Origin of the sequence: Intrasporangium calvum (assembly GCF_028446585.1) — a bacterium.
Lineage (GTDB): Bacteria > Actinomycetota > Actinomycetes > Actinomycetales > Dermatophilaceae > Intrasporangium > Intrasporangium calvum_A.
On sequence record NZ_JAPFQL010000108.1, the window covers coordinates 1 to 10,104 of the forward strand.

Sequence of the window (10,104 nt, forward strand, 5' to 3'; positions counted from 1 at the left end):
CGTCGAGAGAGCAGTTCGTCCGGTCAGCGGGCGCCGAGCGCGCCCGACCGACCGGACGAACTGCTTTCTCGAGCAGATGGGTGGCGCTCAGGGAATGGCGAGCGACAGGGCGTGGATGAGCACGCCGATGAGCCCACCGACGAGAGTGCCGTTGATCCGGATGAACTGGAGGTCCCGGCCGACCTGGAGCTCGACCCGCTCGGCCGTCTCCCGGCCGTCCCACCGGTCCACCGTGTGGCTGATGACCCTGGTCAGCTCGGTGCCGTAGCGCTGGACGCCGTAGACGACGGCGTCGGAGATCCGCGCGTCGATCCGCTCGCGCAGCTCGCGGTCCTCGAGCAGCCGCTCCCCCAAGCGGGTGACCTCCTCGATACCCCGCAGTCTGACGGGCCCGTCGACGTCCTCGAGCGCCGCGATGGCGACGCCCCGGAACGATCGCCAGAGCGACATCGCCGTGACCGAGACCTGGGGGTGGGCGAGCCAACGCTCCTTGAGCCGCTCGGCCCGCTCCTGGGTCACCGGGTCGTGCTGGAGGTTGTCGGCGAGGTCGGTGAGCAGCTTGTCCAGCGCGATGCGCACGTCGTGTCGGGGGTCGCGGCGGACGTCGGCGAGCCACTTCAGCGCCTCGCGGTGCAGGCGCCGGGCCACGAGATCGTTCAGGGCGTCCGGCACCCAGGCGGGCGCGCGCTGGATGATCAGCGACTCGAAGAGGCCCTCGTTGGCCACCAGCCACGCGGACCCCTCGTCGAGGGCGAGGTCGACCAGCCCGGCGTGCGACTCGTCGCGGACGACCTGCTCGAGCAGGCCTCCGGCGAGCGAGCTGATCGGCTCCTGCATGAGCCGTGGGAGCACCGCCTGCTCGATCACCGTCTGCACGTCGGTGTCCGGGATCCGGTGCAGCGCGTGGGCGCCGACGGTGGCCACCTCGTTGACGAGCCGCTCGGCATGTCGGTCGCTCAGGACCCACTCTGCGGCACGTCGGGTCGGCTCTGCGTCGAGCACCCGCTCCCTGATGATCTCCTCGTGGAGGAAGTTCTCCCCGACGAACTCCTCGAGGCTGCGACCGATCATCTCCTTCTTGCGAGGGATGAGCGCCGTGTGCGGGATCGGCAGGCCCAAGGGGTGGCGGAACAGTGCGGTGACGGCGAACCAGTCGGCACAGGCACCCACCATGGACGCCTCCGCGCCGGCGTTGACGAAACCGAGCAGACCTTCATCGTGTCCGCGCGTCAGGACGTAGACGACGGCCGCGAGCACGAGCAGACCGGTGGCGACGAGCCGCATCTGCCGCAGGTCGCGGCGCCGCTGGGCGTCGACGACGGGGTCGACGACGAAGCCGAGCGTCCCGCTCACGGTGGCCTCCTCTCGGGGGTCGGTGGCCGCCCCTCAGTGGCCGCCCGTCAGGTGGCGGCTTCGAGGGCGAAGGTCAGGGCATCGATCCTCGCACGCGTCTCGCCGTCGGTCGCGATGCGCTCCCCGATGCGTGTCGCGACCTCGCTGACGGCGTCCTGCCCCAGGCCAGGAGGGAGCTGCAGGACGACGCGGAGGACGCCCGCACCCGCTGGTGAACCTCCCTCGAGCCGGTGGCCGGTGACGAGCTGCTCCTCGGCAACGGCGGCTGCCACGGCTCGCGCCACGTGGTCGTCGAGGTGTGCGGGCACCCAGGCGCGCTCCTGGGCCAGGGCCCACACCATGCTGGCTCGCAGGACCGTCGCGTGCGGCGAGGCCAGGTCGACGAGGAGGGCGTCGCACGACTCGGTGATGGCCGACTGCGCGGCCGCGGACGCGGCGACCGGGACCGGTCGGGCCTCGGGGTCCCAGGCGGCGAGCGCCTCGAGCGAGGTGAACATGGGCAGGGCCCGGCGACCGTCCGGGGCGGTCAGGACGACGGCCGCCATCTCGCTGCGTGTGTCGGTGACGAGACCGCCGTGCTCGTCGACCTCGGTGGGGACGGCCACGACGGGGACGAGCCACCGGGCGGCAGCCACCCGGGCCATGAGCTGCGACTCGAGAGCTGCCCGTGGGTCCGCCGCACAGGCGTGCAGGGCGGCCACGAGGTCGGGGTCCGCCTCGCCGCGGTCGTCGGAGAACCCGGGTGTGGGGATCGCCTTGCCGGACCAGGCCTGGCCGACCGAGTCCGACGGCCGGCCCTCGTGGTCGACATGGCCGTGGGGTCGGCTCCGGGCCACCGGCTCGTCCCCATCAGGCGCGGTCGTCACCGCGTCGGCCGTCCCGCCACCTCGAGCGCCTCCGGGAGCGTGAACGCGCCGCGATACAGGGCCGAGCCGATGATCGCGCCCTCGACGCCCTCGGGAACGAGCTGGCGGATCACGCGGATGTCGTCGAGGGTGGACACGCCACCGGAGGCCACGACGGGCCGGTCGGTGCGCTCACACACCTGACGGAGCAGGTCGACGTTGGGTCCCTGGAGCATGCCGTCCTTGTTGACGTCGGTGACGACGTAGCGGGCGCACCCCTCGCGGTCGAGGCGCTCGAGCGTCTCCCAGAGGTCGCCGCCGTCGCGGGTCCAGCCGCGGGCCGCCAGGGTGGTGCCGCGCACGTCGAGGCCGATCGCGACGCGGTCGCCGTGGTCCGCGATGATCCGCGCGGTCCACTCGGGGTCCTCGAGGGCCGCCGTGCCGATGTTGACACGACGGCAGCCGGTCGCGAGGGCGGCGTCGAGGGACTCCCCGTCACGGATCCCCCCGGAGAGCTCGACCTGGATGTCGAGACGGCCGACGATCGAGTCGATGAGCTCGCGGTTGCTGCCACGTCCGAAGGCCGCGTCGAGGTCGACCAGGTGGATCCACTCGGCGCCCTGGTCCTGCCAGGCCTGAGCGGCCTCCCACGGGTCGCCGAACTGCCCGCCGCTGCCGGCGATGCCCTGCACGAGCTGCACGGCCTGTCCGCCGGCGATGTCCACGGCGGGGAGCAGCTCCAGTCGGGGAAGGTCAGTCATCGGTCGTCTCCTTGGGGTCGATGGTGGTGTTGCCGTATGCCGCTGGGCTCGTTTCCGGGGTCCCCGCACCGTCCGCTCCGGTGGGCTGCGCCGGGGTCGGGGCCCCTGTTCGGGCCTGCCAGAGCAGCCAGCCGAGGCCGACCACGATGACCAGCGCGACGAGGCCGATGCGCACCGGCCACGAGGCGTCGAGCATGAACGAGACGGCGAGGGTCCCGAGGGCGGCGCCGATGGTGGTGGCCAGCGTCGGCCGCCGCCGCGTGGTCCGGCTGACGGTCCGTCGTCGACGGCGGGCCGGGGGGCGGGTCGTGCTGCGGCGTGAGGTGGCCGGTCGGCGGGTGGACCGGCGCCGCGACGAGGAGCTCTTGCGCGTCGCCGCGCTCACAGCGAGCGGACCCAGTTCTCGAGCAGGTGGAGCCCGGCCTCCCCCGACTTCTCGGGGTGGAACTGGGTGGCGCTCAGCGGGCCGTTCTCGACGGCTGCGACGAACTTCGCGCCGTGCTCCGCCCAGGTGACGACGGGGGCCACTGCGGAGAAGGCGCCGGTGGCCTCCAGCTTCCAGTCCTGCACGGCGTAGGAGTGGACGAAGTAGAAGCGTTCGTGCTCGACGCCGGCAAAGAGGTGGGAGCCGTCGCCGACCTCGACCTGGGACCACCCCATGTGCGGCACGATCGCCGCGGGGAGTCGTTCGACCGTGCCGGGCCACTCGGCCAGCCCGGGCTCGGGCCGGTCGGAGGGCTCGGCGGATCCCTCGAACATGACCTGCATGCCGACACAGATGCCGAGGACGGGACGGCCACCGCTGAGTCGGCGTCCGATCACGCGGGGGCCGTGGGCGGCGCGCAGGCCGGCCATGCACGCGTGGAAGTTGCCGACTCCGGGGACGAAGAGCCCGTCGCACTCGAGGGCTGCGATCGGGTCTGCGGTCAGCTCGACCGTCGCGCCCACCCGCTCGAGGGCGCGCACGGCGGAGCGGACGTTGCCGCTGCCGTAGTCGAGGACGACGACGCGGGGGGACGTGGCCATCGTCAGAGCGCTCCCTTGGCGCTGGGGATGCCGAGGACCCGCTCGTCCCGGGCGACGGCGAAGCGCAGCGCCCGGGCGACCGCCTTGAACTGGGCCTCGACGATGTGGTGCGGGTCGCGCCCGGCGAGGACCCGGACGTGGAGGCAGAGTCCCGCGTTGTAGGCGAGGGACTCGAGCACGTGCCGGGTCATCGAGCCGGTGAAGTGGCCCCCGATGAGGACGTACTGCTGGCCCTCCGGCTCGCCCTCGTGGACGACGTAGGGCCGTCCGGCGACGTCGACCACGGCGTGGACGAGCGCCTCGTCCAGCGGCACCGTGGCGTCGCCGAAGCGGGAGATGCCGGACTTGTCGCCCAGCGCCTCGCGGAGCGCCTGGCCGAGGACGATCGCCGTGTCCTCGACCGTGTGGTGGACGTCGACCTCGATGTCGCCGGTCGCCTTGACGGAGAGGTCGATCAGCGAGTGCTTCGCCAGCGAGGCGAGCATGTGGTCGTAGAACGGCACGCCGGTGGCGATGTCGGACTCGCCGGTGCCGTCGAGGTCGAGGGTCAGCTCGATGGACGACTCCTTCGTCGTGCGGCTGATCGTGGCGGTCCGGCCGGGCGTCGGGTGGGGGCCGGGCGTCAGGGTCGTGGTCATGCGTCGTCCTCCGCGGTCTCGAAGTCGGGGTGGTCCACGGTGCTCGGGGTCGTGACTGGACCGACATGCGTGGGTGCGAGCTCGGTCATCGCCTCGAGGAAGCGGGTCGTCTCTGCCGGGGTCCCGGCCGTGACGCGAAGGTGGTGGCGGATCCCCACGTCACGCACGAGGATGCCGCGATCGAGGAGCGCCTGCCACGTCGCCTTCTCGTCCGGTAGGCCCCCGAACAGGACGAAGTTGGCGTCGCTCTCAACGGGCGTCGCGCCGAGCGAGGCCAGCTCGCGGACGATGCGGTCCCGCTCGGCCTTGATCGCCTCGACGGTCGAGAGCATCAGCTCGGCGTGCTCGAGGGCGACGCGGGCGATCGTCTGGGTGGGCGTCGAAAGGTGGTAGGGCAGCCGCACGAGGCGCAGTGCGTCGACGAGCTCCTCCGAGGCGACGAGGTAGCCCAGCCGACCCCCGGCGAAGGCGAAGGCCTTGCTCATGGTCCGCGTCACGACGAGCCGCTCGTGGTCGGCCAGCAGGCTCAGGGCGCTGGGCGTCCCGGGCCGGGCGAACTCGGCGTAGGCCTCGTCGACGACGACGACGGCGTTGGGGGCCGCCTCGAGAACGGCACCGATGACGTCGAAGGGCAGGGCCGTGCCCGTGGGGTTGTTGGGCGAGCAGAGGAAGACGATCGACGGGTCGTGCGCGCGGGCCTGGTCCGCCGCCGCGGCCACCGTCAGGTCGAAGGTCTCTGCCTCACGCAGGCCGTCGACCCACGTGGTGCCCAGTGTCTCAGCGATGATCGGGTGCATCGAGTAGCTCGGCGTGAAGCCGAGGGCGATCCGTCCGGGACCGCCGAAGGCCTGCACGATGTGCGAGAGCACCTCGTTGGAGCCGTTGCCGGCCCACACCTGCTCGGGGGTGACCGCCACACCGGCCTGACGCTCGACGTAGGCGGTCAGTGCCTTTCGCAGGTCGGTGAACTCACGGTCCGGGTAGCGGTTGAGGCTGCTCAGGTCGGCCTCGAGGGCGTCGAGGACGGCCCTGATGACGACCTCGGGCACCGGGTAGGAGCTCTCGTTGGTGTTGAGGCACACCGGGACGTCGAGCTGGGGGGCGCCGTAGGCCGTGCGTCCCCTCAGGTCGGGCCGGAGGAGCCGCTGGACCTCGCTCATCCGGGCACCTCGTCGCCGAAACGCGCGGTGACCGCCTGCCCGTGCGCGGGCAGGTCCTCCGCCTGAGCCAGCGTCACGACGTGGCCCGCCACCTCGCGCAGCGCCGCCTCGTCGTACTCGACGACGTGGATCCCGCGGAGGAACGACTGCACGGACAAGCCGCTCGAGTGGGTCGCACAGCCCGCGGTCGGCAGGACGTGGTTGGACCCGGCGGCGTAGTCGCCGAGGCTGACCGGCGCCCACGGGCCGACGAAGACGGCGCCGGCGTTGCGAACGCGCGCGGCCACCTCGGAGGCGTCGCGGGTCTGGATCTCGAGGTGCTCGGCCGCGTAGGCGTTCACGACGTCGAGGCCGGCATCGAGGTCGTCGACGAGCACGATCCGCGACTGGGTGCCGCCGAGGGCGGTCGCCACTCGCTCGGAGTGCTTCGTCGCGGGAACCCGGCGCGCCAGCGCCTCCGCCGTGGCGGAGGCCAGCCGCTCGCTGTCGGTGACGAGGACGGAGGCGGCCAGCGGGTCGTGCTCGGCCTGGCTGATGAGGTCGGCAGCGACGTGCTCGGCGTCGGCCGTCTCGTCGGCCAGGATGGCGATCTCCGTCGGCCCCGCCTCCGCGTCGATGCCGATGAGCCCCTTGAGCAGCCGCTTCGCCGCCACGACCCAGATGTTGCCCGGCCCGGTCACCATCGACGCCGGCTCGCACCGGACCGGCGCACCGTCACGCTCATCTGCCTCGTCGACGAAGCCGTAGGCGAACATGGCCACCGCCTGGGCGCCACCCACGGCATAGACCTCGTCGACGCCGAGCAGGGCGCACGTGGCGAGGATCGTGGGGTTGGGGTAACCCGCGAAGACGCCGGTGTTGTCCCGCTGGGGCGGCGACGTCACCGCGAGCGAACCGACGCCGGCCAGCTGGGCCGGGACGACGTTCATGACCACGCTGCTCGGGTAGACGGCCAGGCCGCCGGGCACGTAGAGGCCGACGCGGTCGACGGGAACCCAGCGCTCGGTGACGGTGCCGCCCGGGACCACCGTGGTCGTCGTGTCGGTCCGGCACTGGTCGGCGTGGACGAGCCGGGCGCGCCGGATGGCCTCCTCGAGGGCGGCGCGCAGGTCGGGGGCGAGCTGCTCGAGCGCCGCCTGCAGGACCTCGGCCGGGACTCGCAGCCGCGCCGGGCGGACCCCGTCGAACCGCTCCCCCAGGTCGCGCAGTGCCTCCGCGCCGCGATGCTCGACATCCGCGCAGATCGGCCGCACCTGCTCCAGGGCGGCCGTGACGTCGAACTCGGCTCGGGGCAGGGCCCCACGCAGGAAGCGCACGTCGAGCGTGCGGCCGCGCAGGTCGAGAGTGGACATCATGGAGCCAAGTCTAGGAGGCGTCCACGGGCCGGGACGCCACGTCTCAGGCTGCGGCCCACCAAGGCGGGGTCGAAGCGAGATCAGTCGCCTGCTTCGCCCATTTCCGACGAATCGCTCAGTACGGTCTCCCCATGGAAGATGTCCTCGGAGTGGTTCTCTCAATTCTCATCGGTCTGATCCCGGCCATTGTGGTCGCGGTCCTGGCCCGCAGGGGTGGCCTGGCCAACGTGCCAGCAGTGGGTGCGATCCTCGGGGCCATCGCCCTCGGGTTCCTCCTCGTCCTCGTGGGCGACGGGATCGGGCTGCCCGCCGACTGGCTCACGTACGTCATCGTCGCCCTCGTTGCCGCCGCGATCCTGTGGCCGGTCCTCGGGCGCCGGGCGCGGTCGGAGGTCACGGACACCACGAGCTGATCCCGCACGGCGCCCTCCCAGCCCGGCCGGGAGGGCGCCGGCGTCCACCACCGAGCCCAGCGGCATACGGCAGCCGTATGCCGCTGGGCTCAGCCGGGCACTCAGGTGAGGTCGAGCAGGACCGCGGTCTCCCACGCCCACTGCCGCCACGTGTCGTAGCGGCCCGACTGACCGCCGTGCCCAGCGGCCATCTCGGTGCGGAAGATCACGGGCCGCGCGTCCGGGACGTCGACCAGCGCCGCCCGGATGGCCGCCACCCACTTGGCCGGCTCCGTCACGTAGACCCGCGTGTCGTTGAGCGACGTCGTCACGAGCAGGGCCGGATAGCGCTGGGACCGGACGTTGTCGTAGGGGCTGTAGGAGCGCATCAACGCGTAGGCCGCCGGGTCCTCCAGGGGGTTGCCCCACTCCTCCCACTCGATCACCGTCAGCGGGAGGGACGGGTCGAGGACCGTCGTGAGGGCGTCGACGAACGGCACGGACGCGTGAATGAAGCTGAACCGGTCCGGCGCCTCGTTGGCCACGACGCCCATGAGCAGCCCACCGGCGGAGCCACCCTCCGCCGCGAGGTGGTCCGGGTCGACGATGCGTGACTCGCGCAGGTGGTCGGCGCAGGCCACGAAGTCGGTGAAGGTGTTGCGCTTCCGGTCGAGCTTGCCGTCGTCGTACCACGACCGACCGAGCTCGGATCCCCCTCGCACGTGCGCGATGGCGAACACCCAGCCGCGCTGGAGGAGCGACAGGCGCAGGACGGAGAACCACGGGTCGCTCGAGATGCCGTAGGCGCCGTAGCCGTGGAGCAGACCCCTCGCGGTGCCGTCCAACGGGGTGTCTCGGTGGTGGACGACGGAGATCGGCACGCGCGTCCCGTCGGGCGCCGTCGCCCACTCCCGACGCTGCACGTAGTCGGCGGGGTCGTGACCACCGCGCACCTCCTGCTGCTTGAGCACCGTCGATGCGCGGGTGACCACGTCATAGTCGATCACCGTCCGCGGGGTGACGAGCGACTCCCACACCAGCTGCAGCGTCGTCGCCGACGTCTCGGGATTGCCGCCGATCCGGATCGTGGCGAGGGGCTCGCCCACCTCGACGTCGTGGATCGGCCCGAACCCCGTGGGGCTCGACGGGTCGACGGGGACGATCCGCACCGCGGTGCTGCCCTCGCGGCGCAGCGACACGGCGACGAAGGAGTCGAAGGCGTCCACGCCCGTGACGTACTCGTCGTCGGTGGTCACCTCCAACGGCTGCCACTCCTCGTGGCTCGTGCACGACAACGGCGCCACGGCCACCTCGAAGTTGGTCCGGCGCTCGTTGTGGACGACGAGGAGCCGGTCACCGATCGGCTCGACGTCGTACTCGACCCCCTGCCGGCGAGGCGCCACGACGCGCGGCGTGCCGAGGGGGTCGGCGGCGTCGAGAAGGCGGTACTCGTTCGTCGTCTTCGAGCCGATCCCGATGACGATGACCCGATCGTCGCGGGAGGCGCCCACCCCGACGAAGAACCGCTCGTCCGGCTCGTCGTGGACGAGCACGTCATCGTCGACCGAGGTCCCGACCGCGTGCCGCCAGACCTGGCAGGGGCGCCACGCCTCGTCGACGCGGGTGTAGAAGAAGTGGCGGCCGTCGAGCGACCAGGCGAGCGATCCGCCCGTCTGGCGGACCGCGTCGTCGACCACCTCCCCCGTGGCGATCCGGCGGACCCGCACGTCGTAGCGCTCGTCCCCCGCCAGGTCGACGGCATAGGCGAGGAGGTCGCCGGCCGCGGACACCTCCGTCGCCGCGACGGCGAAGAAGTCGTGGCCCTGTGCCTCCGCGTTCTGGTCGAGGAGGACCTCCTCGCCAGAGGGCACCGTGTCGCCCTCGAGCGCCGGACGCTCCGGCGACGCAGAGCGCAGCACCCGACCCTCGACCGGATACTGCTGGCCCTCGACGGTCCTCGAGTAGTACCACCACCGGTCGTGGCGCACGGGCACCGACAGGTCGGTCTCGTGGATGCGCGAGCGGAACTCCTCATAGATCGTGTCGGCCAGGGGGCGCAGATGCTCCGTGGCCGCCACCGCGAAGGCGTTCTCGGCGGTCAGGTGATCGAGAAGATCCGGGCTCTCTCGATCGGCCATCCACGCGTAAGGGTCCTCGAAGCGGTCACCGTGGTGCTCGCGGATCGCGGCGGAGCGGCGCGGCTTGGGGGGAGGCTGCATGCGCGCATCGTAGGCGTCCGCGTCGTCCGCGCCTTCACGTGTCCCCACCCGGCCGCCGGTACGGTGAGCGACGTCCCACCCCTGCCGTGACAAGGAGGCCCGATGGCCACTATCGAACCGGCGCAGGTACCCCTGCCCCGCCACGTGGTTCTCATGGGCGTGTCCGGCAACGGCAAGTCCACGACCGGCGCCTGGCTGGCGAACGAGCTCGGCAGGGTCTTCATCGAGGGCGACGACTTCCACCCACCGGACAACATCGCCAAGATGAGCTCCGGGATCCCCCTCGACGACGACGACCGGCGACCCTGGCTCGGCGCGCTCGCGACCGAGGTGGCCCGCCTCGAGGCGGCCGGGC

General features: G+C 72.2%; 10 protein-coding genes and 1 pseudogene. 2 read left to right on the forward strand and 9 right to left on the reverse strand.

What is annotated here, in order from left to right:
* Window positions 1-87: 87 nt before the first annotated feature.
* From OO014_RS17790 to hisD, 8 genes are read right to left on the reverse strand one after another with little or no spacing between them, the layout of a single operon-like run.
* Window positions 88-1,353 carry a DUF445 domain-containing protein gene (locus OO014_RS17790; RefSeq protein ID WP_272463664.1) on the reverse strand — a complete coding sequence of 422 codons (1,266 nt, stop codon included), beginning with the start codon at window positions 1,351-1,353 and terminating at the stop codon, window positions 88-90.
* Between the two features lie 47 nt (window positions 1,354-1,400).
* Window positions 1,401-2,189 (reverse strand): SseB family protein, encoded by a 789-nt coding sequence (locus OO014_RS17795; protein WP_272463665.1) that lies wholly within the window; start codon window positions 2,187-2,189, stop codon window positions 1,401-1,403.
* A gap of 26 nt (window positions 2,190-2,215) precedes the next feature.
* Window positions 2,216-2,959 (reverse strand): bifunctional 1-(5-phosphoribosyl)-5-((5-phosphoribosylamino)methylideneamino)imidazole-4-carboxamide isomerase/phosphoribosylanthranilate isomerase PriA, encoded by a 744-nt coding sequence (gene priA, locus OO014_RS17800; protein ID WP_272463666.1) that lies wholly within the window; start codon window positions 2,957-2,959, stop codon window positions 2,216-2,218.
* Window positions 2,952-3,344 (reverse strand): hypothetical protein, encoded by a 393-nt coding sequence (locus OO014_RS17805; RefSeq protein ID WP_272463667.1) that lies wholly within the window; start codon window positions 3,342-3,344, stop codon window positions 2,952-2,954. The genes priA and OO014_RS17805 overlap by 8 nt, the downstream gene beginning before the upstream one ends.
* Window positions 3,341-3,985, reverse strand: a complete 645-nt coding sequence (gene hisH, locus OO014_RS17810; RefSeq protein WP_272463668.1) for an imidazole glycerol phosphate synthase subunit HisH — start codon at window positions 3,983-3,985, stop codon at window positions 3,341-3,343. Before hisH ends, OO014_RS17805 begins: the two co-directional genes overlap by 4 nt.
* 2 nt (window positions 3,986-3,987) lie before the next feature.
* Entirely contained in the window at window positions 3,988-4,623 is a 636-nt protein-coding gene (gene hisB / locus OO014_RS17815; protein WP_272463669.1) for an imidazoleglycerol-phosphate dehydratase HisB, read from the reverse strand.
* The gene (locus OO014_RS17820) at window positions 4,620-5,783 is read right to left on the reverse strand and encodes a histidinol-phosphate transaminase (protein ID WP_272463670.1); all 1,164 of its coding nucleotides are present in this window, start codon (window positions 5,781-5,783) and stop codon (window positions 4,620-4,622) included. Before OO014_RS17820 ends, hisB begins: the two co-directional genes overlap by 4 nt.
* The gene (hisD, locus tag OO014_RS17825; RefSeq protein ID WP_272463671.1) at window positions 5,780-7,138 is read right to left on the reverse strand and encodes a histidinol dehydrogenase; all 1,359 of its coding nucleotides are present in this window, start codon (window positions 7,136-7,138) and stop codon (window positions 5,780-5,782) included. Before hisD ends, OO014_RS17820 begins: the two co-directional genes overlap by 4 nt.
* 131 nt (window positions 7,139-7,269) lie before the next feature.
* Between hisD and OO014_RS17830 the strand changes: the two genes are divergently transcribed.
* Entirely contained in the window at window positions 7,270-7,551 is a 282-nt protein-coding gene (locus OO014_RS17830; protein WP_272463672.1) for a hypothetical protein, read from the forward strand.
* A gap of 101 nt (window positions 7,552-7,652) precedes the next feature.
* Here the strand turns inward: OO014_RS17830 and OO014_RS17835 are convergent, their stop codons facing one another.
* Window positions 7,653-9,749, reverse strand: a complete 2,097-nt coding sequence (locus tag OO014_RS17835; protein ID WP_272463673.1) for a S9 family peptidase — start codon at window positions 9,747-9,749, stop codon at window positions 7,653-7,655.
* 102 nt (window positions 9,750-9,851) lie between these two features.
* Here OO014_RS17835 and OO014_RS17840 point away from each other — a divergent pair.
* Window positions 9,852-10,104, forward strand: a pseudogene (locus OO014_RS17840) (shikimate kinase); the annotation flags it as partial.